12 protein-coding genes, 1 other RNA gene and 5 pseudogenes are annotated in these 24,918 nt (G+C 63.4%); 10 read left to right on the forward strand and 8 right to left on the reverse strand.

All coding sequences use genetic code 11. The features are described from left to right. Positions 1-87 precede the first annotated feature (87 nt). Together treA and PD885_RS17320 are read left to right on the forward strand one after the other, a co-directional pair. Positions 88-1,761 (forward strand): alpha,alpha-trehalase TreA, encoded by a 1,674-nt coding sequence (gene treA / locus PD885_RS17315; RefSeq protein ID WP_002804671.1) that lies wholly within the window; start codon positions 88-90, stop codon positions 1,759-1,761. 386 nt (positions 1,762-2,147) lie between these two features. Beyond that, complete coding sequence (locus PD885_RS17320; RefSeq protein ID WP_088057016.1) at positions 2,148-2,843, forward strand: AIM24 family protein; 696 nt, start codon at positions 2,148-2,150, stop codon at positions 2,841-2,843. A 404-nt stretch (positions 2,844-3,247) separates the two neighbouring features. Here the strand turns inward: PD885_RS17320 and PD885_RS17330 are convergent. Next, positions 3,248-3,323, reverse strand: a non-coding RNA gene (locus PD885_RS17330) — sX9 sRNA. Between the two features lie 67 nt (positions 3,324-3,390). Further along, positions 3,391-4,302 (reverse strand): CorA family divalent cation transporter, encoded by a 912-nt coding sequence (locus tag PD885_RS17335; protein WP_002804668.1) that lies wholly within the window; start codon positions 4,300-4,302, stop codon positions 3,391-3,393. Between the two features lie 245 nt (positions 4,303-4,547). Between PD885_RS17335 and xopV the strand changes: the two genes are divergently transcribed. Continuing rightward, positions 4,548-5,657, forward strand: coding sequence for a XopV/AopV family type III secretion system effector (gene xopV / locus PD885_RS22220; RefSeq protein ID WP_231892709.1), 1,110 nt, complete (start codon positions 4,548-4,550; stop codon positions 5,655-5,657). A 159-nt stretch (positions 5,658-5,816) separates the two neighbouring features. Here xopV and cycA read toward each other — a convergent pair whose 3' ends face one another. Both cycA and PD885_RS17350 read right to left on the reverse strand, forming a co-directional pair. Beyond that, on the reverse strand, positions 5,817-7,175 hold the full coding sequence (cycA, locus tag PD885_RS17345; RefSeq protein ID WP_002804666.1) for a D-serine/D-alanine/glycine transporter: 1,359 nt from the start codon (positions 7,173-7,175) through the stop codon (positions 5,817-5,819). Between the two features lie 619 nt (positions 7,176-7,794). Then, on the reverse strand, positions 7,795-8,010 hold the full coding sequence (locus PD885_RS17350; RefSeq protein ID WP_040762395.1) for a hypothetical protein: 216 nt from the start codon (positions 8,008-8,010) through the stop codon (positions 7,795-7,797). A 142-nt stretch (positions 8,011-8,152) separates the two neighbouring features. On the opposite strand from PD885_RS17350, the pseudogene PD885_RS17355 reads away from it, so the two are divergent. Continuing rightward, positions 8,153-8,396: pseudogene (locus tag PD885_RS17355) on the forward strand (transporter substrate-binding domain-containing protein); the annotation flags it as partial. 32 nt (positions 8,397-8,428) lie between these two features. Here PD885_RS17355 and PD885_RS17360 read toward each other — a convergent pair. Beyond that, a pseudogene (locus tag PD885_RS17360) lies at positions 8,429-9,302 on the reverse strand (DMT family transporter). 175 nt (positions 9,303-9,477) lie between these two features. Here PD885_RS17360 and PD885_RS17365 point away from each other — a divergent pair. The 3 genes from PD885_RS17365 (at position 9,478) to PD885_RS17375 (ending at position 14,314) form a co-directional block, all read left to right on the forward strand. Then, complete coding sequence (locus tag PD885_RS17365; RefSeq protein ID WP_231892708.1) at positions 9,478-10,407, forward strand: class I SAM-dependent methyltransferase; 930 nt, start codon at positions 9,478-9,480, stop codon at positions 10,405-10,407. Positions 10,408-10,615: 208 nt separating this feature from the next. Further along, the gene (locus PD885_RS17370; RefSeq protein ID WP_002804659.1) at positions 10,616-11,707 is read left to right on the forward strand and encodes a DUF1615 domain-containing protein; all 1,092 of its coding nucleotides are present in this window, start codon (positions 10,616-10,618) and stop codon (positions 11,705-11,707) included. A 282-nt stretch (positions 11,708-11,989) separates the two neighbouring features. Next, the gene (locus PD885_RS17375) at positions 11,990-14,314 is read left to right on the forward strand and encodes a S9 family peptidase (protein ID WP_002804657.1); all 2,325 of its coding nucleotides are present in this window, start codon (positions 11,990-11,992) and stop codon (positions 14,312-14,314) included. A 19-nt stretch (positions 14,315-14,333) separates the two neighbouring features. Here PD885_RS17375 and PD885_RS21040 read toward each other — a convergent pair. Both PD885_RS21040 and PD885_RS17380 read right to left on the reverse strand, forming a co-directional pair. Further along, positions 14,334-14,557 (reverse strand): annotated as a pseudogene (locus PD885_RS21040) (IS30 family transposase); the annotation flags it as partial. A 41-nt stretch (positions 14,558-14,598) separates the two neighbouring features. Beyond that, positions 14,599-14,843 (reverse strand): annotated as a pseudogene (locus PD885_RS17380) (SPFH domain-containing protein); the annotation flags it as partial. A 360-nt stretch (positions 14,844-15,203) separates the two neighbouring features. Here PD885_RS17380 and PD885_RS17385 point away from each other — a divergent pair. The 3 genes and pseudogenes from PD885_RS17385 (at position 15,204) to PD885_RS17400 (ending at position 18,488) form a co-directional block, all read left to right on the forward strand. Then, the gene (locus tag PD885_RS17385) at positions 15,204-16,790 is read left to right on the forward strand and encodes an SDR family NAD(P)-dependent oxidoreductase (RefSeq protein ID WP_002804654.1); all 1,587 of its coding nucleotides are present in this window, start codon (positions 15,204-15,206) and stop codon (positions 16,788-16,790) included. Positions 16,791-17,311: 521 nt separating this feature from the next. Then, positions 17,312-17,583 (forward strand): annotated as a pseudogene (locus tag PD885_RS17395) (transposase); the annotation flags it as partial. A gap of 123 nt (positions 17,584-17,706) precedes the next feature. Continuing rightward, positions 17,707-18,488, forward strand: a protein-coding gene (locus tag PD885_RS17400) for an IS5 family transposase (protein ID WP_386270985.1) whose coding sequence is annotated in 2 segments (ribosomal slippage) — positions 17,707-18,019 and positions 18,019-18,488 — 783 coding nt in all. Because the reading frame shifts where the segments join, the coding sequence is not laid out codon by codon here. 233 nt (positions 18,489-18,721) lie between these two features. Here the strand turns inward: PD885_RS17400 and xopAD are convergent. Then, a complete protein-coding gene (xopAD, locus tag PD885_RS17405) occupies positions 18,722-24,913 on the reverse strand; it encodes a XopAD/skwp family type III secretion system effector (RefSeq protein ID WP_386270488.1) in 6,192 nt (2,063 codons plus the stop codon). Positions 24,914-24,918 lie beyond the last annotated feature (5 nt).

Raw genomic sequence — 24,918 nt, forward strand, 5'->3', positions numbered from 1 at the left:
CTGTCGGCGTTCCGGCGCCTCACTCGCTCCCGCCCGCCACTTCGGTCGTTTACCATGTCCTACGCTAATGCTCGTTCTGGAGATGCCATGAGTTCTGCCGCGCCCCCGTGCTGCACGTCGCTGCTTGGCCTGTCGATGAGCATGTTCGTTGCGCCGTGTACGTTGACTGCCGCGCAGCTGGACACACCGGTCGTCAACGCACCGGCCTCCACACCGCCCACGCCGGACTTGGCCTATCCGGAACTGTTCCGGGCAGTGCAGAGCGGCGAGCTATTCGATGACCAAAAGCACTTCGTCGATTTCCTGCCGCTGCGCGACCCGGCACTGATCAACGCCGACTATCTGGCCCAACACGATCATCCCGGCTTCGACCTGCGCCGCTTCGTGGACGCTAATTTCGAAGCGTCGCCGCTGGTGCAGACCCATGCGATCCGCCAGGACACCGCGCTGCGCGAACACATCGACGATCTATGGCCCAAGCTGGTGCGCAGCCAGACCCATGTGCCGCCGTATAGCAGCCTGCTGGCATTGCCGCATCCGTACGTGGTGCCGGGCGGGCGCTTCCGCGAGGTGTATTACTGGGACTCCTACTTCACCATGCTCGGCCTGGTGAAGAGCGGGGAGACCACGCTCAGCCGCCAGATGCTGGACAACTTCGCCTATCTGATCGACACCTATGGGCACATTCCCAACGGCAACCGCAGCTATTACCTGAGCCGCTCGCAGCCACCGTTCTTCTCGTACATGGTCGAGCTGCAGGCCGGCGTGGAAGGCGAAGCGGTCTACCAGCGCTACCTGCCGCAGCTGCAGAAGGAATACGCCTACTGGATGCAGGGTAGCGACAATCTGCAGCCCGGCCAGGCCGCGCGCCACGTGGTGCGCCTGGCCGATGGCAGCCTGCTCAACCGTTATTGGGACGAGCGCGACACCCCTCGTCCGGAAGCCTGGCTGCACGACACACGTACCGCCGCCGAGGCCAGCGACCGCCCGGCCGCCGAGGTCTACCGCGACCTGCGCGCCGGTGCAGAGAGTGGCTGGGACTACACCAGCCGCTGGCTGGCCGATGGGCAGAACCTACGCACCATCCGCACCACTGCCATCATCCCGATCGATCTGAACAGCCTGCTGTATCACCTGGAGCGCACGTTGGCCCAGGCTTGCGCGCAACCCGGCGCCGACTGCAAACAGGACTACGCCGTGCTCGCGCAGCAGCGCAAGCACGCCATCGAGGCGCATCTATGGAATGCGGCCGGCTACTACGCAGACTACGATTGGCAGGCGCGCAAGCTGAGCGATCAAGTCACCGCCGCCGCGCTGTATCCGCTATTTGCCGGCCTGTCGTCGGACGAACATGCCAAGCGTACCGCCAGCAACGTACGTGCACGCCTGCTCCGCCCCGGCGGCCTGGCCACCACCGCAGTGAAGACCGGCCAACAATGGGACGAGCCCAACGGCTGGGCGCCGCTGCAGTGGGTGGCAGTGGACGGCCTGCGCCGTTATGGCGAAGACGCACTGGCCCGTACCATCGGCGAACGGTTTCTGGCTCAGGTGCAATCGCTGTTCGCACGCGAGCACAAGCTGGTTGAAAAATACGGCCTGCAAGCCGATGCGGCTGGCGGCGGCGGCGGCGAATACGCACTGCAGGACGGCTTCGGTTGGACCAATGGCGTCACCTTGATGCTGTTGAATCTGTATCCCTCGCCTGACACAGCCAAACCGCCGGCCAAGGAGGCACGCAAGGCGGCACCGGCCGCGCCTTGAGCGTGACGCCGGTTCATTGAGGGATGCAGGTCGCCGCAAGCGGTTGGCGGTAGATGTAGAAATCGCTGACGCCAAGCATCCCACGCGCTGACTGCGCAGCGCGTGGGATGCGCGCAGTCGGTCGTGCGATGTGCCAGCGGGCTACTCCACCAAAACGCGTAGATCGCGATGGCTCGTCGCCACATTTGGTAGGGGGGGGAGAATCGCACTTCAAACGTCTTTTCGCATTTTGCTGCAACTGAAGCGGCCTGTGGTGCATCGAGGCATGGCGTGCACTGCGGCATCGACTTTCGGCCAGCTCAGGCAGCACGCTTCGGCTTGCATGGGCTACTGGCGCACAGGCCGCCGCGTATCATGCGCACTCTTTCAAGCCTCAGGACGGAACCATGGCCGTACGCACGCTCAACGAATTTCTCGCCCATTCCAAGGAAAAGGACGTCGGCCCCGATCCGTTCGAACTGGAAAACCCGCATCTGCTGGAAGTGCGCCTCAGCGGCATGGTGTGGTCCAAGGCCGGCGCCATGGTCGCGCGCACCGGCAACGTCAAGTTCACTCGTGAGGGATTGTTGGAGCAGGGCCTGGGCAATCTGCTGAAAAAAGCCGTCAGCGGTGAAGGCATGCAGCTGATGAAAGCCCAAGGACAAGGCCGTGTATATCTGGCCGATCTCGGCAAGCTGGTCACGCTGCTGCGCTTGAATGGCGAGGCGATCTTCGTCAACGGCAACGATGTGCTGGCATTCGAATCCGGTGTCGAGCACAAAATCACGATGATGCGCAAAGTGGCCGGCATGCTGTCGGGCGGCCTGTTCAACGTGCGCCTGAGAGGCCACGGCATCGTGGCGATTACCTCGCACTACGAACCACTGACGCTGCCGGTCACCGCCGCCAGCGGCCCGGTATTCACCGACCCCAACGCCACCGTGGCCTGGTCGGGCACGCTGACCCCGGAGCTGGTCGCCGACGTATCGATCGGCACACTGTTCGGACGCGGCTCAGGCGAAAGCCTGCAAATGCGCTTCGCCGGCGAAGGCTGGGTGGTGGTGCAGCCTTACGAAGAAGCCAGCTTCCAGGCCAAGAGTTGATGTACGTGTGGCCAGCTGCGCGGTTGTGTGGTTAGGCGACATACCGATCTCCAGAGCCTGTCAGGCACGAGAAGAAGACTGCCCGGTCAGTCCTGATACCAAGCCTGATTTGGTCTGTATGGTCGTTACGCTTGCTGTACTGATGGAATCGCAAGACCCGCAGTGGACTTGCAGTTGCGAAGACTCCGATCACTGGCATTACGTAAGTTCAGATGAAATCGAAGAGAGCGAGTCGCATCTGCAGGCCACCGGCCACACCCCGTCTTGCAAGCGAACAGATCGTATCGCGAAGATCATGGAGCAGGTGTACGGCATTATCTTCCCGGATCAGAAATTCGAGTTAGTCAGTCCAGTCGAACCTTGTTGAGAATCTGCCTGACGTCTACGAAAAATCGCTTTAGATTGGCTAATAAAACGTAGCGAGCAGTCCCCAAGCAGGTGCGCACGGCGCTGGGGAACCGCAGTGTACAAGTGGTACATGCCGATTCCAGGCGCCGTCCGCACCCACCTGGACCTGGCGACTGCGCAGTAGTTTTGTTAGCCACTCTTATACCCAACCGCGTCGGCGGAACCACGCCAGCGGAATCACCACGCTCAGCGCGATCACGCCCAGTGCCCAGAAGTAGGCGTCGTGCCCCTTTAGCTCGGGCATGTAGGCAAAGTTCATGCCCCAGATGCCGACCAGCACCGTGGGCGGAATGCCGACCACCGATGCCACCGCCATCACCTTCATCACGTTGTTCTGGTCCATGTTGATCATGCCCAGTACGCTGTCGAGCAGGAACTCGATGCGGTCGTCCATGTGCTGCTCGAATTCGCTCAAGGTGGTCAGGTCCTTGTGCAGCAATCCGATGCGTTTGGCCGCATCGGTGCCGAACCACTCCGGCGTGGCGCCATCTAGATAGGTGACCAGGCGCAGCATGCCTTGCCCAGCGTTGTGCAGCCCGCCCAGGCGGCGGCCCATGCCACCGACCTGATGCAGCATGCGCTCCAGATCTTTGGTCTTGTGCGGGTTGTCGAACACTTGCCGGGTAGTTTCGGTGACTTCGGCTTCGAGCGCTTCCAGCCGGTCTGCCAGACGCCCCACCAGTTGATCGAACATGCACAGCAGTAGGTCTTCCGAGCTGTGGCAGGGCTCGTGCTCCAGGCGCGCGGTCAATGCCTCCAGCGAGCAGATGCGCTGCTCGCGCTGGGTCACCAGCATGGTCGGCGACAGCGCAAAGCCCAGCGGCGCAGTGGGGCCGTCGTCGTCCTGAAAACGCGGCACGTTGAGAAACAGCACCTCGCCCTGGCGGCGCACCCGGCTGCTGAATTCGATCTCGCCGATGGCCGCGCGATCCTGCAGCGCAAACCCGACCCGCTCGGCCGCTTCGGCCAACTCCTGCGTGCTCGGCTGGCACAAGTCGACCCAGCAATCTTGCGTGTGATGCGTTCCGGCAATCGGGTGGATCGTGATCATGCGTAAGGATTTGATGACGAATAGATAGCGAGCATCCTCCGCGTCCAATCCGCCGTCAACGCCGGAGCAGGTGAGACAGCGATTGGCGCTGCAGCCGGTGTTGCGCGTAAACCCACCGATCCCCAGTACCGATCGCCTTTTCTTACTGCGCCACTTTCGCCGACTGCCGCATCAGTTCGGCATTGTGCCAGCGCAGCTGCAGAGATCTGCTCGACAGTGCACTCTCGCACCCCTGGAGCATTCACATGAAAACCCCGGCTATCGCTTCTCCGGCAACACACGCAGCAGCGGTTCCCCCGACGACACACGCAGCAACCGATGGCGTCGATCCGTCGCACAATCCCTTGGTCCACCAACGTGGCGCAACGCGTCCCGACGGGATGCTGGACAGCTTGCCACGCCTGCGCCGCACCAAGTCAGCATCGGCGATAGCACCGGAGTTCTCACTGGACAGTTTGCCACGCCTGCGCCGCACCAAGTCAGCCCGGGCGACAGCACCGGAGTTCTCAATAGACACAACACGCTTTGATACGCTATTTGGCAGCTCCCAGCCGGCACGCGGAAAGCTGCTCGAGACTGAAGACGGTATCGTGCACAGAACCCCGATCCAGAAGCAGGAAATAGAGGGTCTCGGCAACGGCAAGGCACGGGTGAAGATCAATTCGACCCGCCTGTTCGTCTCCACGGCCCAGGCGCTGAGAGACGCGCATTCCAGCGATAATGCTGCTCTGGCTGCGAAATTCAATATGAGCCAGGAGGAGATCGAGCGCATCATGCGCACGCCGACCTTCCATTCACAGACAGAGATAGAGACAGACCCTGCAACGTCGCAAGTGCCGCTCGCGCAGCGCCTGCGGCTGGGCGATCTACGCAAGAAACGCGTAGAATACAAATGGAACATCACCAACAATTACAGTCTGGTCATCGGCGAGGTGCATCCGGGCGTACCATTGGATGAGCCGATGACAACCAAACCAGCACGCAAAAAGAAACAGCCATTCGCACAAGGCCATGTCACCCTGGTCGGTGGTCAAACATGGCAAGAGCCTTGGCAAAGCAATCGCCAGATACCCGAATCCCGCATCTGCGGCACACTGTATTACAACAAAGACGGCAAGCTGTGCATCAATAACGATTCCGGCCGTTTTAGTGAGTATGAGGACCGCACACTTGAACACCTTGAGATGGTCGCCTCCATCTTCAAAAAGTACGGTGTGGAGGTGGAAGTGGAATGGATAGAAAAAGACCCTGTCGCGCTGCAAAATCAACCCGATCGATCACAAAAGGCCGCACCGGCGACAAGCGCAACCAGGCAGGGTGCCAAGGACGTTGGAGTCGATCCATCCACGAACTGATTCAATGGCACCCACCTGCGCCTGAGCAGTAGCGATTGCGCAAAGAGCGCAGCTACCTCCCGCGCTCGCACCGGATCGCTGCAGCGACGCCGACATGGGGTGCGCCATACCGCATCGAATGCTCGTTTGGCACGCAAGAAATCCGCGCATCGGGTCGGGCTACGACTTGACCCGGTAGCCGATCGCCAGAATCAAAAACCACACCGGGCTGGCCAGCAAGGCCTGGCGCGTATCCGGCTGCAAGGTCAGCAGCACGATGACGAAGGCAAAGAACGCCAGGCACACGTAGCACATCAGCACGCCACCGGGCATCTTGAACGCCGAGGCTACGTGCTGCTCAGGACGCTTGCGCCGATACGCGATGTAGGCGCACAGGATCAGCGACCACACGAACATGAAGAGCACTGCCGACAAGGTGGTGACCAGCGTAAAGGCGGTGACCAGATTGGGGATCAGGTACATCAGCATCGCGCCCAGCAACAGGCACACGCAGGAGAACAGCAGCCCGCGCGCCGGCACCGCCGCACGCGAGAGCTTGGCGAAACCCTTGGGCGCATGTTGCTCTTCGGCCAGACCGTAGAGCATGCGGCTGGTGGAAAAGATGCCGCTGTTGGCCGACGAGGTGGCCGAGGTCAGCACCACGAAATTGATCAAGCTCGCCGCCGCCGGCACGCCGGCCAGCACGAACAAATCCACGAACGGGCTCTTGTCGGCCACCACCTGCCGCCACGGCGTCACCACCATGATCGCGATCAGCGCCAGCACGTAGAAGATCAAGATGCGCACCGGGATCGAATTGATCGCCTTGGGCAGATTGCGGCGCGGGTCTGCGGTTTCCGCAGCGGTGGTGCCGACCAGCTCGATCCCGACGAAGGCGAACACCGCGATCTGGAAACCGGCGAAGAACCCGCCGATGCCCATCGGGAACATGCCGCCGTCGTTCCACAGATTCGACAGCGAGGCCTCGTTGCCCGACGGCGAGCGGAAGCCCCACACCACCAGGCCGGCGCCGGTGATGATCAATGCCGCGATGGCGATGATCTTGATCAGCGCAAACCAGAATTCCATCTCGCCGAACAGCTTTACCGTCACTAGGTTCAAGCTCAGCAGCAACAGCACGCACAGGATCGCGGGAATCCACGGCGCCAATCCCGGAAACCAGAACTGCGCATAGGCCGCAATGGCGATGACATCGGCGATGGCGGTGATGATCCAGCAGAACCAGTACGTCCACCCGCAGAAGAACCCGGCCCACGGCCCGAGCAGATCGGTGGAAAAGTCGATGAACGATTTGTACTCCAGGTTGGACAGCAGCAGCTCGCCCATGGCGCGCATCACGAAGAACAGCATCGCGCCGATGATCAGATAGACGAACAGGATCGACGGCCCGGCCAGACTGATCGTCTTGCCCGAGCCCATGAACAGGCCGGTGCCGATCGCACCACCGATGGCGATCAACTGCAGGTGGCGATTGGAGAGACTGCGTTGCAGATGATCGGGCGCGAACGGGTCAGACATGGGCACGGCACCGGCAAGTAAATAAGCCGTCAAAAATACGAGATCGCGGCAGCCTGTACCAGGGGTTTGCGCTGCCGCGCCGGGTAGGCCGGCGGATGCGCCTGCGCATGGTGGGCCGCTCGCCCCACCGTGATGCGTCCGTGCCGGTGCGATTGGCATCCGCTTCGACGCGAGGTGCGGTGTCAGGGCGCTGGGTCCCGTCAAGATCGATTGGCCATTCGCGAGCCACTGCCCGGCAACTGAACAGCGGTCGCCGGCTCGTGGTCGTCGTGGTCGTTGGCAAGGACGCGTACGCTGGCTTGCACCTCGTCCAAGCACGGAACACACAATCTGCGACCGCGATCCGCACAGCGTTATCGATGCGCCGCCGATCCGGCAAGATATGGGAGAAAACTGCTGCGCGTGCACCAGGCACGCCTTGCTTGATCGCCAGGTGGCTGATGCGTGACCGTAGTTGATCGATCACAGCAGCGAGCAGTCGCACTCCGACCATTGACCACCAGGCCACAGCATACCTTCGCGCAAATAACGGGACGTTAGTCCTGGAGGGAAATGCCGAGACGCAAAGCGAGTGCCGGCAAGCCACCGACGCAACACGACAAATGCCACCGGCATCCACTCAACCGCCAGCAAGCCCACCACCAACACGACCGGGCAATGCCTGATCATCGTCCTGTTCAAGATCACCAACTTCCTCGCTGAGGCCACCTTGCTGCGGCTCCTGCTCTTCCAACGGAATCTCTTCTTCGTTGGTGTCAGGATCGGGCGTGCCATGTGCCGACACACCTGCACTAGACATTGTCATCGGGCGAGCGGTGCGTGGATTGAGATGCATGAAAGACTCCGGTGCGTTCAACTGGTGCGCTAACGCTAGGTCGCGCAGCGCTATCGCACCGTGAGCCTGCGTGCGTTTGCCATGACATTTTGTTGACGAGCATGTACCGAAGCGCACCAAAACCGACTGGCTATACAACGCGCAGATAAATCGACCTGAAATCCGTGTGATCGAGCCACCCGGCGACACCAACGAAGCGTTCGCAAAGCGCCAATTGCCGCACGCGACTCTGCGCCTGTTCGCCGACAACACGACGATAGTTCCGGGAGCTGCTGGAAAAGCGCGCAGACGTCATGATCACCGATGCCTACGAGGCGCTATACCAGCAGGCCCGGCTGCCCGGCCTATGCGCGTTGGCACCCGAGCAGCCGCTGCAATACAGCAAATAGGTTTTTCCCGCGGTGCATCGTGCCGCAACTCAAACGATCTTGGTCCGCCGCCACCAACGCGACACTTGCTCTTCGCGCACCAGCGTGAACAAGCCTGCGCCCAAGATCAGCGCGATACCTACTGCCATCGGCCAATCCAGATCGTCGTGAAACAGCAGATAGCCGAACGCGATCGCCCACAACATCTGGCTGTATTGCGTCGGTGCGACCACGCTGACAGGCGCTCTGCGCGTGGCATACATCAGGCAGATCGCGGCCAGGCCAGCGAGCAAACCGTAGCATGCCAACAAGCCCCACTGGTACAGCGTGGGCCAGACAAAGGTCGGCAACATCATGCCCCCCCATCACCAGCGGGCCGACCACGCCGGCGCCATATAGCGTCAAGCGCTTTTCGCTGTGGCCGGCCATGCGCAGGGTGATGACCGAGATCGCACCGACCAGGCCGCACACGATCGCCGCCACATGGCCCTGGGTGAGATGGCGAAAGCCAGGCCGCAACACGATCAGCACGCCGATAAAGCCGACGATCACCGCCAACCAACGCCGCCATTGCACTTCTTACTTGAGAAACACCACCGACAGCACGGTGACGAAAATCGGCATCAAAAAGATCAACGCGAATGCCTCGGCCATCGGCAAGGTGGTGAAGGCAATCACCGAGGTCAGATTGCCGATGGCGCCGGTGAGCGCACGCAACAGCCACAGACTGGGTTGTTTGGCGATCACCAGTTCGCGCAGCTGGTCGTCCGGCTTCTTCAAAAATGGCACCGCCACCAGCATCAACAACGCGCCGAGAAACAGCACTTCGTAGACCGGCAGCGTGCCTTCAAGCAGCTTCACGAACGCATCGCTGATCGAATAAGCCGCATAACAGGCGAACCCTAACAACACCCCCTTCAGCATTGCCGACACTCCACGGTTGACGCCGATCGGACGAGGCCTCGATACGGACAGCGCCAAGTATGCGGTCCGGTGCGGTGCGTGTCAGCGGAACGCCGCGGCGTTGATCCAGATTTGGCTGCCGAGCGCGCTGACGGCCCGAACGCCACACCCGATGACCACCAGATGCCCAGGCGCAATGGGTCGGTTACGATGCTGGTCCCATCCTTGCATCGACGTTGCGCCCTCCGCGCGCCCGCACACAGACCTGCCAGCCGTGCCTCACTACTCCGGTCCCCTGCTCATACTCTCCGATGCCCAAACGCTGCTTGCCGCGCGCGGCAGTGGCCTTGCCCAATGGACCGGTTCGCTGGACCTGGGCCGCAGCACCGGCACCGCGCAACTCGACGCGCAGACCTGGCAATGGCGTGGCATGGGTTACCCGTATCCGGGCAAGCTCAAAGACCGCACGCTGTACTTCTGGGACGGTGATGATTTCGCGCCGATCTCGCGCTTCGGCGGTGCGCTGATCAAGCTGGTGCCCACCAAGTGGGGCGCGCCGACCTTCGAGATCGATGGCATCAAGATGCTGCCGTCGGCGCAACTGTCGCCGTTCGAAGATGCGCGCCGCAAAGTGGCGCTGGTGGATCCGCTTGGCAAGAGCGTGCTGGATACCTGCAGCGGCCTGGGCTACTTCGCGGCCTGCTGCTTGGAGGCAGGCGTCGCGCAAGTATACGCATTCGAAAAAAACGCAGATGTGCTGTGGCTGCGCACGCTCAACCCATGGTCGCCAGATCCGGAGGACGCCGCTGCTGGCGGGCGCCTGCAGCTGAACCATGCCGATATCTCGCAGCACATCGCCACACTTGCCGACGATTCGGTCGATGCCATCCTGCATGATCCACCGCGCTTCGGCATTGCTGGCGAACTGTATTCGCAGGTCTTCTACAATCAACTGGCGCGGGTGCTGCGCCGTGGCGGGCGACTGTTCCACTACACCGGCGCGCCCAACAAACTCACCAGCGGACGCGATGTGCCCAACGAGGTGAGCAAGCGTCTCGGCAAAGCAGGTTTCGCCACGCAACTGGCGCTGGATGGCGTGCTTGCGACGCTGCCTGTGCGGCGGTGATCGCTTGATAGACCGAACTTAGCCGCAGCAGACGGAGCTGCGATACTGCCCCGCTTTCGACATGGACGTTACTTGAGCATCCGCCTTACCGCTTCATTGCTGGGCTCGCTGTTAATGCTGCCCGGCGCGCCAGTCCACGCAAGGCACTCCAGGCAAGCCACGTAACCTGCCGCACGGCCGCTGCCGCCCCTGGATCGTTGGAGACGCTGTGACCTCATCCCTGCCCCGCCTGCTCACGCTGTTCACCGTCGCCCTGCTGTCAGCTTGCGCCACCCAGGCACCGCGTCCGCCGCAGCGCTCTCCGGACGCGGTCAAGGCCGACATCGCGCGGCGCCTGCCGGCCACGCTCACCGACCGCGCTGGCTGGGCCAACGATGTGTACCTGGCGCTATCCTCGCAATTGCTCGATGCCAGCCCAGAGCACATCTGCGCGGTGCTCGCGGTGGCCGAGCAGGAGTCGACCTACCAAGCCAACCCCGTGGTACCCAACCTGGGCAAGATTTCGCGCGCAGAGATCGACCGCCGCGCCAACGCACACCACATTCCCGGTTTCATGGTCGATGCCGCCTTGCGTATCGACTCGCCGGATGGCCGCAGCTATGCCACGCGAATCGCCGCCGCACGCACCGAGCAGGAGCTGAGCCGCATTTTCGAAGACGTCACCGGCAGCGTGCCGCTGGGCGCGCGTTTGTTAGACGGGCTCAATCCCGTGCACACCGCAGGGCCGATGCAGGTGAGCATCGCGTTTGCCGAGAAGCACGCCGAGGGTTATCCGTATCCGCCCGGCGACTCGATTCGCCATGCGGTATTCAGCCGTCGTGGCGGGCTGTGGTTCGGCACAAAACATCTGCTTGGCTACCCGGCCAACTACGACGCACTGCTGTATCGCTTTGCCGATTTCAATGCTGGTTGGTACGCCAGCCGCAACGCCGCCTTCCAAGCCGCGCTGAGCAAGGCCAGCGGCATCGCGCTTCCCCTGGACGGCGACCTGCTCACGCCGGGCGCCAGGCTGGATGCACCCGGCGGCACCGAACGCGCCGCACGCACATTGGGCGGCCAGCTGGCGATGGGCGAGCGCCAAATACGCCGTGCGCTGGAGGCCGGCAATACGAACGAATTCGAACAGACAGATCTGTATCGCCAAGTGTTCGCGCTGGCCGAGCGCAACGCCGGCAAACCGCTACCGCGCGCGGTGCTGCCCGGCATCACGCTGGAAAGCCCCAAGATCACCCGCACGCTCACCACTGCCTGGTTTGCGCAGCGGGTGAACGAGCGTTGGAAACGCTGCATGGGAAAGTGAGTAACGGCACACGTGCGCGTGCTCGTCCGTGGACGTTCGACACGCCTGCCATGAACACGCACCGATGACACACGCCCTACTTCGGCCTGGCGCCCCCGCGCGATTGCGCTGCCACGTTCTCGGCCACAGGCCGCACGTACGGGCCGACGCGTCTGCAAGCACGGCGTAGAAGACTGCAAACAACACGACTTCTGACAGAGGCACGCCCCCAACTCACCGGATAGCATCAGGGCGGTCGCGCAGACCGCAGTTGTGCGCGCCTTTCGCCACGGAGAGTTCTACATGCCCACCCTGTCGCCGATGCGGCACCTGTTCGCCGCCATCGTCCTGGCCACCCTGCCGGCCATCGCCAGCGCGCAAGCCCCCCGCGTCACCGAAGCCGACTACGCGCGTGCCGAACGCCTGACCAGCTACGCCGCGCAACCGCTGGTCGATCATGACGCTACGCGTATCGACTGGCTGGACGCCATGCACGTGATTTACGTCGATCACGATGCCAAGGGCGACCGCCTGCTGCAGTTGGACATCACCACCGGCAACACCGCGCCGCTGTTCAAGCAGTCCGCACTTGTGGCCTCGCTCAACACGTTGCTGAAGACCGGCGACAAACCGCTCAAGGCCGACACGTTCGTTCCCGCCATCGCACTCACCGCCGATGGCCGCTACCGCCTCACTCTCCGCCGCACCGCGGTGGTCTGCGATGCGCGTGCGCACTGCAGCAAGCTCTATGCGAAGGACAAGCCAGAACCGGGCGTGCTGTCGCCGGACAAGCGCAGCGAAGCCTTTATCCGTAACTGGAACCTGTGGGTGCGCGACCTGGCCAGCGGCCAGGAAACCCAGCTCACTCGCGATGGCGTGGAGAACTTCGGCTACGCCACCGACAACGCTGGCTGGCAGCACAGCGACAACGCCATCGTGGCGTGGTCGCCGGATTCGCGCAAAATCGCCACCTTCCAGCAGGACCAACGCAAGACTGGCGACATGTATCTGGTCAGCACCAAGCTCGGGCATCCGGAACTGCAGTCCTGGAAATACCCGCTGGCCGGCGACAAGGACGTGACCATGATCGAGCGCGTCATCATCGACGTGCCCACGCGCAGCGTGCTGCGCCTGAAATTGCCGCCCGACCAGCACCGCTCCACGTTGTGCGACAACGTGAGTTGCTCGTCGGGCCTGTGGGACGATGTGAAGTGGGCCCCGGACGGCAGAACGCTGGCGTTCGTGTCTACTTCGCGCTTCCACAAACAGGTCTGGTTGCGCATCGCCGATGTCGCTACCGGCGAGGTACGCACCGCCTTCGACGAAACCGCAAGAACTTATTACGAAAGCGGCCAGGTCGCCGCCAACTGGGCGTATCTACCCGGTAGCAACGAGGCGGTGTGGTTTTCCGACCGCAGCGACTGGGGCCAGTTGTATCTTTACGATTTAGCGACCGGCAAACCCAAGCGCGCGATCACCACCGGCAGGGGCAACGTCACCGAGTTGTTGCGCGTAGACCCGGTGACACGCACTGCATGGTTCGTCGGCGTCGGCCGCAGCCCGGGCGTGGACCCGTACTACCAGCAGCTGTGGAAAGTGAGCCTGGACGGCGGTGCGCCGGTCTTGCTCACGCCCGAACTGGCAAATCACACCATCGCGCTGTCGCCCGACGGCGCACGCTTTGTCGATACCCACTCCACCACGGTCAGCCCGCCGATCACGCTGCTGCGCGATGCCGCCGACGGACACAGCGTCAGCACCATTGCCACTGCCGATATCACCCGCCTCAAGGCCGCCGGCTGGGTGCCGCCGGAGCCGATCACGGTCAAGGCACGCGATGGCAAGACCACGCTGTACGGGTTGATGTTCAAGCCAAAGCAATTCGACCCGACGCAGCAATACCCGGTCATCGATTACGTCTACCCCGGCCCGCAGACCGGCTCGGTGCGCGGACGCAGTTTCTTCGCCGGCCACGGCGATAATCAATCGCTGGCCGAACTCGGCTTCATCGTGATCGCCATCGACGGCATGGGCACGCCGTGGCGTAGCAAAAGCTTCCACGACACCTGGTACGGCGACATGGGCGACAACACCCTGCCCGACCAGGTCGCCGGGTTGAAGGACCTTGGTCAGCGTTACCCATGGATCGACCTGAGCCGGGTCGGCATCTGGGGCCATTCCGGCGGCGGCAATGCCTCCACCGCCGCCATGCTGCGTTACCCGGACTTCTTCAAGGTCGCCTGGTCGGAGAGCGGCAATCACGACAACCGTGGCTACGAAGACGATTGGGCCGAGAAGTATCATGGCGCACATATCGTCAACAAAGACGGTACCTCCAACTACGATGACCAGGCCAATGCCACGCATGCCGGCAAACTCAAAGGCAAGCTGATGCTGGTGCACGGCACCCTGGACGACAACGTGCCGCCGTATCTGACCTTGCTGGTGGCCGATGCATTGATCAAGGCCAACAAGAACTTCGACATGCTGATGCTGCCCAATGCCAAGCACGGCTACGACGACCTCACCCCCTACGTCACACGCCGCCGCTGGGATTACTTCGTGCAATACCTGCTTGGAGCCACGCCGCCGGCGGCATATCAGATGAAGCCGATGCCGGAGAACTGAGCCGGTCTTCGGAGCGGATTCAACTCTGATTCGTAACGCTGTTGATGAGCTCCTCGGAGAAGACGTCGAGGTGCGTTTCGAACCCGAGTCTCTCGTGCGGGCGGTTGTAGAGTCGTTGCTCGATCCATCGTCAATGCGGGTCGCAAGTCGGTGTAGCGTGGCAAGTGCTTCCGGGTCAATCCGTTGGCATTTTCGTTGCTGCCGCGCTGAGGACGGATCGGCGAAGTAGAAGTCACCCTGCAAGACAACATGCTTGCCGCCTTGCAGTTGGCCGTAACTGCACGCTACTCGGCAATTACCGATGGGCCGGACCGCCTCCATGTAGCATGCCTGCGCTTTCTTGCAGGCATCAGCATTGAGTTCGGCGATCTGACTGCTCACGAATCGGACCCATGCGGTTGCGGTATGCGTTGTCGGCGTCCGTCTTGGCCACCTGTTCCTGCTCGCGCTGCCGCTCTGCAGTCGTCGCCTCTACCAGGGTCTTGACCCGCTGTTGCTGCACAGCGGTGAGATTTATCTGCTGCAACAATCCTTGGGGTGCTCGCATCCAGGCTGCGCGCAATCCAGGCGCATCCCGCTGGTAGCAGGTTCAGAGGCATGGAAAACTCGCTCAGAAGCCTTCGCTCCGCGCGCAGAGAGTTGGACCTGGCGCGCCCACACGTCCCGAGCAGACGCACCGGCTGCATCGGAGTCGTCATGGCTGCGACGTGCCTTGACATGCCATTGGCGTCATCCACCAAGGATCGGCCAAAATGACCGCAGTGCGGTGCTCCGGCATGCGGCAGCAGGGTCCAGAGCATTGAGGTCGTTGGCTTGGCTTTACATCGCGGCCTGCCATCCGCCGCACGCTGCGTTCGCCTCGCTTTCTGTCGCCTTTTTCGGATTTATCTTGAACACCAATGTCCCGCCCCCGACCGCCGACGACCTGCCCCTGACTGACCGCCTGCGCACCGCGCTGGACCTGCTGGAGGCGATCAACGCCGACCACAGCCTGCTCGACGCGCTGCCCGAGGCCGACCGCGTGCGCCTGCACCAGGTGGTCGCCAAGGTTTATCACCCCGAGCCGAAGGCGCGGCGGCAGCTGCTTAAGCAGCGCGAGCGCGAGCGGCATCAGGAAAAAGTACGTAAGGCCGAAGCGTTGCTTGAACAGACCGGCATTCGCACACTGCGACGCAAACCGGTATTCAGCACGCCGAACTTCTTCCCGCCGCATGCCGCTGGCCTGCACGACGCGCGTAACGGCGAGGACCCTGCTGCCGCACCTGAGCCGACGCATTCACCGGAGCTGCGCCACTGCTATGTGTGCAAGCAGAAGTTCACCCAACTGCATCACTTCTACGACCAACTGTGCCCTGCCTGCGCGCAGCTGAACTACTTCAAGCGCACTGAAACCGCAGACCTGCGTGGACGTACGGCGCTGCTGACCGGAGGCCGGGTCAAGATCGGTTATCAGGCCGGTCTGAAGTTGCTGCGTGCCGGCGCCGAATTGATCGTCACCACCCGTTTCCCACGTGATTCGGCTGCGCGTTACGCGCAGGAGCCGGATTTCGCCGATTGGGGCCATCGTCTGCAGGTGTTCGGCCTGGACCTTCGCCACACGCCGAGCGTGGAAGCGTTCTGCAAGCAGCTGCTGGCCACGCGCGAGCGCCTGGACTTCATCATCAATAACGCTTGCCAGACCGTGCGCCGCCCGCCGCAGTTCTACGCGCACATGATGGCCGGCGAGAGCGCCGCGCTGCATGAATTGCCGGAGACGGTGCGCAACTTGGTGGGCCACTATGAAGGCCTGCGCACTCCCGAACTGCTGCGTGATGCCTCGGCGACTGCGTTGCTGGCCGCACATGGTCGCGGCTTCGGCGGCGCCGACGGCCTGACCCGCGCTGCCGAGCTATCGCAGGTGGCACTGCTCGACGACGAACTGGTGGGTCAGCAGCATCTGTTCCCGGAAGGTCGGCTGGATCAGGACCTGCAACAAGTCGATCTGCGCGGCCGCAATTCATGGCGCCTGCTGCTGGATGAAGTGCCTTCGGTGGAACTGCTGGAGACCCAACTGGTCAACGCCATCGCGCCGTTCATCATTAACGCGCGCCTCAAGCCGCTGATGCTGCGCACGCCCGAGCGCGACAAACACATCGTCAACGTCTCGGCGATGGAAGGGCAGTTTTACCGCAACTTCAAGACAACCCGCCACCCGCACACCAACATGGCCAAGGCCGCGTTGAACATGATGACGCGCACCTCGGCAGCAGATTATCAAAACGACGGCATCCACATGAACAGCGTCGACACCGGCTGGGTCACCGACGAAGACCCGGCGGACATTGCGGCGCTCAAGGTCCAGCAGGAACGCTTCCACCCACCGCTGGACATCGTCGACGGCGCCGCTCGCATCGTCGATCCGATCATCCACGGCGCCAACACCGGCAAGCATGTGTGGGGTCAGTTTTTAAAAGACTATGCACCGACGGATTGGTGAGCGGTATCCGTAGCCAAACGCTTCGGCAGAAGTGCACCAATGGTGCGAAGCGCGCGCTGCTGAAATCGTGCAACAACCGGTTCTTCTGTAGGTGTAAGCCACGAGGAATTGCGCATTAGCAGCGACCAGCGCCTCTCCATTCCGATCAAAACGCAGTTTGAGCCGATAGCGACCTGGCTGGAGAGCATTGCCATAGCCGAACGCCAGCTCCCTGGATGCTGTCTGTTCACAAGACAAGCCAGCGCCATGCATCGTCGTGTGGTCCGCATCAAATGCGCTCCAGGTGGACTTCGACCGAAATACCAGCGCTTATCAGCTTGTCAGCACGTTCAGAGACTGCAGTTGGATCAGCCCCGGTCAGCCGAACACCGACGAAAACAGGCGCTGTCGCGTCGTCGGGCAGTGCTGGCATTCGAGCTCCAGCTCAGTAGGCCCACGATCATGTGAGGTCAAACTCCGTACCAACGGGACTACCGTTCTCATCTCTATCTGCCCCTTTGCAATAGCAAACCCGACGGGAGATCTTTCTGGCCGAGATGGAACAGGCGGTGCCATGGAAGCAACTTCTCGCAATGATCGAACCACATTATCCGATGTCGGGCCGGCTTGGTCGGCAGCCGAACGCATTGGCGAAGATATTGCGGATTCATCTGTTGCAGCAGTGTGGTATGCACTGAGCGATCAGGCGATGGAAGAGGCGTTGCACGAGATCCCGACCTTGCGCCGTTTTGCCCAGCTTGGCGGCGTGGACAACGTTCCCGACGCGACCAAGATTCTCAACGGTCACCGGCTACCACCGGTACCTGCATGTTAGTAGCAGAGGTTGCGGGCAAATAAGAGCGTCTAACAAAACCCCTTGAATCTTGTCTCGCCGGTGGCAAAATTGCGGACATGACACGTCGCAAAGAAATCCCCCATTGCGCTGTGGAAGCGCATCGAGCCGCTGATTCCGCAAGTGAAGCGTTCGCCCAAAGGTGGACGGCCGCGTATCAGTGATCAGCAAGCCCTCAACGGCATCGTCTATGTCCTGCGCACGGGCGTGCCGTGGGAAGACCTGCCTATGGAGCTGGGCTACGGCAGCGGCATGACCTGCTGGCGCCGGTTGCGTGATTGGCAGGCCGCCGGTGTGTGGCATCGTCTGCATCAGGTGTTGCTGGCCGAGCGACGTCGCGCTCAGACGCTGGACCTGAGCCGAGCTGGTCTGGACGCCGCTAGCGTAGCCTCCCCCCGGGGGGCCCATATACCGGGCCGAACCCGACCGATCGCGGCAAACTCGGCAGCAAACGGCATCTGATCGTCGATCGCAACGGCATCCCCTTGGCGGTGTGCGTCACCGGCGCCAATCGGCACGACTCGGTCGTGTTCGAGGAGTTGATCGACGCCTTGCCGCCAATTGGTGGCAAACCAGGGCGCCTGCGACGTTGGCCAGACAAATTGCACGCCGACAAGGCTTACGACATCGACCGCTGTCGCGCCTTCCTCAAGCAGCGCGGCATCATTGCGCGGATCGCACGCAAGGGGATCGCGCGCAACGACCGGTTGGGCCGCCATCGCTGGGTCGTCGAGCGCACCCATGCCTGGTTCGCAGGCATGGGCAAACTGCGCATCCGCTTTGAACGCCGCATCGATCTCCACTTGGCGTTGCTCTCGCTTGCTTGCTCCATCGTCTGCTTACGGCTTCTTCCTGGGTTTTGTTAGCCACTCTAAGTCACGCGGGGTAATGCGGGATAATGCAGAATTATCCCGCGTCAGCCCATCCTGAGGCGATGGATTGCCTGAGAAATGGCTGGTTTTTGCATAAATCCCTGGCGACCCTGCAGCTGACCCCACGACGATCAGCGCCCTTGGTTGGTACTGGGCTTATACCGGTTTGCCGTTCCACTGCGCCTCACACCGCTCCTACTGCGGCGTGCGCCGCGCCAAAGGCAGGGCTATTTCCAATCGTCGATCTCCTCGCAGCCCGGCGGCGCATTCACGCCGCTGAAGGCCGCCTGCGCAGACGCCTGCAGTTGGTGCTGATCGACCTGTGAGGCGCTCTCAAGCTGCAGCGCAAAGCTTTCCTTGTACAGGTCGTGGAATTCCTCCTTGAGCTTGAAGGTGTCCGGCGTGTGGAACTGGATCTCCCACAGCGCGCCTTCCGGGCTGCGCAGCGTGACGTTGACTGCCTTGAATGCCTGCCTATGCCGCGTGAACAGGTTGAGCAGCTTGACGCGCACATGGCCTTGATTGTCCAGTGAGGCCAGCACGCCGCGCAGGCCGACGGTGAAGTGCTGCGGCTCCAATACCACGCTGTAGCGCAGCGCGTCGTTGATGCAAGCGGCCGCTTCTTCCAGGGTCTTGTGTTTCAAAGCAATCTGCTGTCTGAATTTTTCCGCCAGCGAGCCGGGCGATTTGAATTTATGGCCCATTCCCTCCAGGTGCCCACCATGGAGCTTGGCGGCGCCGATCAGCATTTTGGTGATTACGGGCTCCATCTCGCCGGCGCGTGTCCGCAGGGCCTCGGCCGCACGCACGATGTCCTCGTGCTGCACGGCGCGCAGGCGCTCGGCCGGCGGGGGCGGCGGGTCGATCAGGCCTGCCTGCTGCAGCGAGTGCAGCGCGTCTTGCATGACGCCCGCCGCCATCGTCGGCATGTTCTGCAGCAGCACCTTGGTCTGCTCGGCGTCGAAGCGGCCCTCGTGCATGGCCCGGGCAGTCGTCTTGCCGTAGGGCACGCTGCGTACCCGCTCGGCGAACGCTCGCTCGGAGCGTTCGCAAGACTCCACGATCTTGGCGAACAGCGCTGTGCCGGTGTCGGATTTCAGCGCATCGGTGCCCACCTTGATGGCGATGGTGAAGAGGTTGCGCATGCTCAGTTCCGGCTCGTTGGGGATGAACCCCGGTTGCCCCTCCGGGAACTGTGCGTGCGATAACAGGCACACCGGGTAGTTGTCGAGGATGGCGCGCAGACGTGCGTCGGCATCAGGCGCAGCCATGTAGGCCCGGGCGAGCGTTGGGAACGCCTCAGCCAGCGCGTCGGGCAGGCGCGGCGTCTCGGCTGAAGCCGGCGCGTCGGGCAGGCCTGGCGCCTCGGCTGAAGCCAGTGCGTCGGGCAAGCCTGGCGCCTCGGCTGAGCGAGCCGTTGCCAGTTCGAGCTCAAGCAGCTGCGCGTGCAGCAGTTCGGCCACTTCACGCGCCTCGGGCATGTGGGCGCGGCTGATCGCTTCGTGCGCCTGGGCGCGCAGTTGCGCCAACAACACCTCGCGATCTGTGGTCTCGCCGTCGAGTACCTGGCGCAAGCCGTTGCGCAGGTCGCGCTCGATGCCGTCGTACGTACCGAACATCATCTTGCGCGCCATCGCCTTGCGCAGCTGGTCGGGCTGCGCCATGAAGCGCGCCGCCAGGGTGCTGGCCGCGCCCATGATCTGGCCGCCACGCTGCAGCGACATGATCTCGGACAGCCGCCCGGCCTGGTAGTGGCCGCTGTCTGGGTCGATGGCCGGCGTGGCCGTCTTCGGCGGCTTGAAAGAGCGTGGCTGGCCGCGCCGCGCCGCACGATCGTCCATCTCGCGCGCGATCAGCTCCGCCAGCCTGGGGTAGCCCGCGTACACGAACGCATCGTCACCGTCGGTGTCCATGTTGCGCTTGCGCAGCTCCGGGATCGGCAGTGCGCCCATACGCCCGGGTTCCACGATGTCCTTGAGCCGCAGGCTGCCGGTGCTGAGCATGTCCTGCGGCACGGCACTGCGGTCGCGTCCGGCGGTCCAGCGCGACAGGGTTTTGAGATCTTCCTTGGAGCAGGCCAGGTCCACGTCCGCGAACTGCGCCGGCCAGTTCTGCGCCGGCACTACGATGAGCATGCCCTTGCTGTGCAGCATCGCCGGGTCGCTGCCAGCAGCGTCGCCCGCGCTGTCGTCGAAGCCGGTGTAGCTGTACTGGATGCCGAAGCACTGCGAGAGGAATTCGGCCGTGGCATCGCCTTGCGCCGCGGTAGCGACATACTCCTGCGGCACCGGCAGCAGGTTCTCCTTGTCGTAAGGCGGCTTGCCGATCAGCAAGGCGCCGCCGGCGGCGTCGAAGGCCTGGCTGCGCTCGCGCGGCAGGTGCACCTGGTTGTCGGCGGAGGGCACCGCCCGGACTCTCTGGCCCTCGTAGCCGCCGCTGGTGGCCAGCTCGTACAGCACCAGTTGGCTCAGCTCGGGCGGCAGCGCCTGCAGCCGGCGCTGCATCGCTTCGTGCGCCTCCTGCAGCGCCGCCTGGTCGCGTGGGAAGTGCTGCAGCGCCTGTGGTGCCAGCCGCGTGGGTCCCTTGTCCTTGGCCAGAAGGTCGCGCTGGGCTTGGCTAGCCCGGCCGGCCTGCACCGCTTCCCAGGCGGAGAAGTACGCACGGAAGGCAGGGATGCGCTGGGCCACCTCCAGCTTCAGAAAGCCGCAGCCATCGTTGGGGCACAGCGCCAGGGGGCGCCCGTCGGGTGCTGTGGGCTTGAATGGGTGCGCAGGGCCGCTGACGTCGTCGAAAAAGCCCAGGCGCAGCGTGCCCTCCACGACGTGGTCGCTTGGCACCATCTCCAGCAGCGAGCGCTGCATGCGCGACCAGTCCTCGCGCTGCGGGGCGAGCTTGGTGATGAGCTTCATCAGGCTGCTGCCCGGGACGGTGTCGGCATAGCGGATCGCCGGCAGCAGCGACGGCGATGCAGATGCGCCGGACAGCAGGTCGGAGGGGCGGCTCAGGTGGCCGCGCGTGGCGCGGCTGCCGCCGAACATGTCGAAGCGCCAGGGCTGGCCCTGGTAGGTGAGCGTGCGCGCGAGCATGAACGTTGAAATCGATCCCGGCAGCTGAACCTCCACCAGCGGCAGGCCCGTCAGCCGCGTGAACAGCGAGTAAGGCTTGTCCGTCTCGGTCGCGTTGGTCGACACTTGCTTGCCACGCAGATCGACCACGATGTGGGTCGTGCTGCCGGTGCCGGGTGCCGGCGCGACGGGCTGGCCGGGTGCCGAACGCATGCCCAGGCGCCCAGCGCCCAGGTCGAAGCGGCTCGGTGGATGGGCCTGCGCGATCCTTGGCGCCTCCTTGGCCATGCGCCGGTCCAGGGCGTCGAACACCTGGTCGCCCGCCTCGATCTGCGCGATCAGGTTCCAGCTCATCTCGCCGAGGTCCGCCTCGATGGCCTCGCGCGTGCGCTCGAGCGTCTGGTCGACCCATTGCGCCAGCTGCTCGCGGCGCTGGTGCAGTTCCTGGCGCGCGCCTTGGACGTGGCGCGGCTTCCATTGCCGACTCACCACCGCATAGGCCTTGAGCACCTGGAAGAACGTCAACGCCGGGCAACGTGTGGCGTGCTGTTCGGTCTGAGCCGATGCAGGTGAGCCACCGACCGTGAGGTACAAGGCGATCTTGCGCTCTACGATCGGCTGCAACGTGTTGAATACGCTCAGGGCGTGACTGCGATGGCGAGGGGTCAGCTCCGGACTGCGGATCAGCGGCAGCAGGCCCATGCACAGGCTGCCTAGCCCCTCGAGGTTCGTTGCGCGTAATCCATCGTCGTGCATGAGCGCGGCAACCCGCTCCAGCGCCGGTCGTGCCAGCGGCCGCATCTGGCAATGAAGCTGGGCCGATGAAAGGGCCTTGAAGATCAGCCCGATCTCCGAGACCGAGGCGGACTCAAAACGCGCGCGGTGCAGCTCCAGGTGCCCGGCCAGTGCCTTCAGTTTGTCGCTGCCCAAGGTTTGAAACTCTTCCTCGTCTACCCGTAGCAGGCGGGACAGCGCGTTGCCCAACTGGGCGAGCCCGAGCATGTCGAACTGCTGCCACGGCAACTCGGCCGAGCCTGGGCGCTCGGCGAGCAGCAACGCTGCCTGACGACAGGCAGCCCCTCCAAGCGATTTGCTTAGCGCATTGAGCGACAAGGCCACGTCCTGCACTTCCAGGGCGTGTCGCAAATCGTGGTCCGTAGCCAGCCGCCCGGCCAAGGCGTCGATGGCCTTTTCGCAGCTCGCGCGTCCGGGCCATTTGCTCAGGGCGTTGAGCGCGTTGGCCACGCCTAGCGGGTTGAGAGCGTTGCGCAAACCGGCATCGTCGACCAGCCGCGAGGCCAGCGCGCTGGCGGCGGTCTCGCAGTCCGGTGTGTCGGGCCATTTGCTCACGGCGTTGAGCGCGTTGGCCACGTGTTGCGGGTTGAGGGCGTTGCACAAAGCGGAATCGTCGTCGACCAGCCGCGAGGCCAGCGCGGTGGCGGCGGTCTCGCAGTCCGGCGTGTCGGGCCATTTGCTCACGGCGTTCAACGCGTTGGCCACATGTTGCGGGTCGAGGGCGTTACGCAAACCGGCATCGTCGGCGAGCCGCGAAGCCAGCGCGGTGGCGGCGGCCTTGCAGTCCGGCGCGCCGGGCCATTTGCTCAGTGCGTTGAGCGCGTTGGTCACGTTTTGCGGTTTGAGGGCGTTGCGCAAATCGTGGTCTGCAGCCAGCCGCCCAGCCAAGGCGTCGATGGCCTTCGTGCATGCAGGCGTGTCGGGCCATTTGCTCAGTGCGTTGAGCGCGTTGGCCACTTCTTGCGGGTTGAGGGCGTTGCGCAAACCGCGCTCGTTGGCCAGCCGCAGGGCCAGCGCGCGGGCGGCGGCCTCACAGTCCGGCGTGTCGGGCCATTTGCTCAGTGCATTGAGCGCGTTGGCCACGCCTTGCGGGTCGAACGCGTTGCGCAAACGGGGATTGTCGTCGGCCAGCTGCCAGGCCAGCGCGTTGGCGGCGGCCTTGCAGACCGGCGTGTCGGGCCATTTGCTCAGGGCGTTGAGCGCGCTGGCCACGTGTTGCGGGTCGAGCGCGTTGCGCAAACGGGGATCGTCGTCGACCAGCCGCCAGGCCAACGCGCGGGCGGCCGCCTCGCAGTCCGGCGTGTCGGGCCATTTGCTCAGGGCGTTCAACGCGTTGGCCACTTCTTGCGGGTTGAGAGCGTTGCGCAAACGGGGATCGTTGTCGACCAGCCGCCGGGCCAGCGCGTTGGCGGCGGCCTGGCAGGCCGGCGTGTCGGGCCATTTGCTCAGGGCGTTCAACGCGTTGGCCACGCCTTGCGGGTCGAGGGCGTTGCGCAATTTGGGCTCCTTGGCCAGCCGCGAAGCCAGTACGTTGGCGGCGGTCTTGCAGTCCTGCGCGTCGGGCCATTTGCTCAGTGCGTTTAACGCGTTGCCCACTTCTTGCGGGTTGAGTTCGTTGCGCAAACGGCGATCGTCGGCCAGCTGCGCGGCGAGCGAGTGCGCCATGGACCGGCAGTCCGGGTGATCGAACCACTTGCTGAAGGCATTGAGTGCCAGGCTGAAGCCCTGCGCGTTCAAAGACTGCCGGATGCGCTGTTCACGCTGCAGGTAACGTGCCAGGCGAGCCGCCGCGAGCTCGCACCCACCGCTGTTGGTGTTCTTGGCGAAGGCGTTCAGTAACAGGGCCAATTCGCGGCCATTCAGACCCAACCGACCATCGGCCTGCTCCACCTGTGCGGCGATCCAAGCAATTGCCTGCATGCACGCCGGCTGTTTCGGGTGCTTGCTCAGCTTGTTGCCCACATGGGCCAGCTTTTTCAGCGGTGCACCGTCGAACCACCCGGTCTCGGAGAGATACTTCGCCGCGAGGTCGGTGCAATGATCAAGATCGCGTTGCGTTACGCCTGCGGCCGGCCTTGCATTGGCAAGCATCTGAAGATATTTGTCGAGCCACTGCGCATTGGCTTCCGGGCTTTCGCTCCCATCCAGGAAGGGCAAGGCCAGCTTGCAGCCGACGATACGACGCACCAGCTCGTTGTCCCGTGCCATGGCGACGCACAGGCGAGCGTTGTGCGTCTGATCTATCAGGCTGTCTGTTTCCAACGGTCGCCGATACCGCTCTCGCTCTTCCCACAGCCGCTCTTTTGCCGTCGGGTCGAGCTTTTGTTCGGCCAGGCAGAGATCCTTTGTCATCAGCTCCAAGCCATGACTTGGCCGCTGTGTCCGCAGATGCGACGACGCAGCGCCGGCGTCAGCGGGCATTTTGTCCGGGCGCCGCCCGGGCGCGGTATCGCGCCAGTGGGTGGGATCATTGCGTCGATGCGAGTGGGTTGCCGGTTGCTGCTGGGCGCGCCCGTCCCATGCGCCGCCACGTGCTTCGGGTCGCGGTCGCGCATGCACGGGCA

This window comes from Xanthomonas fragariae (assembly GCF_900183975.1).
Taxonomy (GTDB): Bacteria; Pseudomonadota; Gammaproteobacteria; order Xanthomonadales; family Xanthomonadaceae; genus Xanthomonas; species Xanthomonas fragariae.

Bases quoted from the DNA above. Each gene is read 5' to 3' on its own strand.
- PD885_RS17375 (WP_002804657.1), top strand. From the start codon at position 11,990: ATGCCCACCCTGTCGCCGATGCGGCACCTGTTCGCCGCCATCGTCCTG.
- xopV (WP_231892709.1), top strand. From the start codon at position 4,548: ATGAAAACCCCGGCTATCGCTTCTCCGGCAACACACGCAGCAGCGGTT.
- PD885_RS17320 (WP_088057016.1), top strand. From the start codon at position 2,148: ATGGCCGTACGCACGCTCAACGAATTTCTCGCCCATTCCAAGGAAAAG.
- PD885_RS17335 (WP_002804668.1), bottom strand. From the start codon at position 4,302: ATGATCACGATCCACCCGATTGCCGGAACGCATCACACGCAAGATTGC.
- cycA (WP_002804666.1), bottom strand. From the start codon at position 7,175: ATGTCTGACCCGTTCGCGCCCGATCATCTGCAACGCAGTCTCTCCAAT.
- PD885_RS17350 (WP_040762395.1), bottom strand. From the start codon at position 8,010: ATGCATCTCAATCCACGCACCGCTCGCCCGATGACAATGTCTAGTGCA.
- treA (WP_002804671.1), top strand. From the start codon at position 88: ATGAGTTCTGCCGCGCCCCCGTGCTGCACGTCGCTGCTTGGCCTGTCG.
- PD885_RS17365 (WP_231892708.1), top strand. From the start codon at position 9,478: ATGGGTCGGTTACGATGCTGGTCCCATCCTTGCATCGACGTTGCGCCC.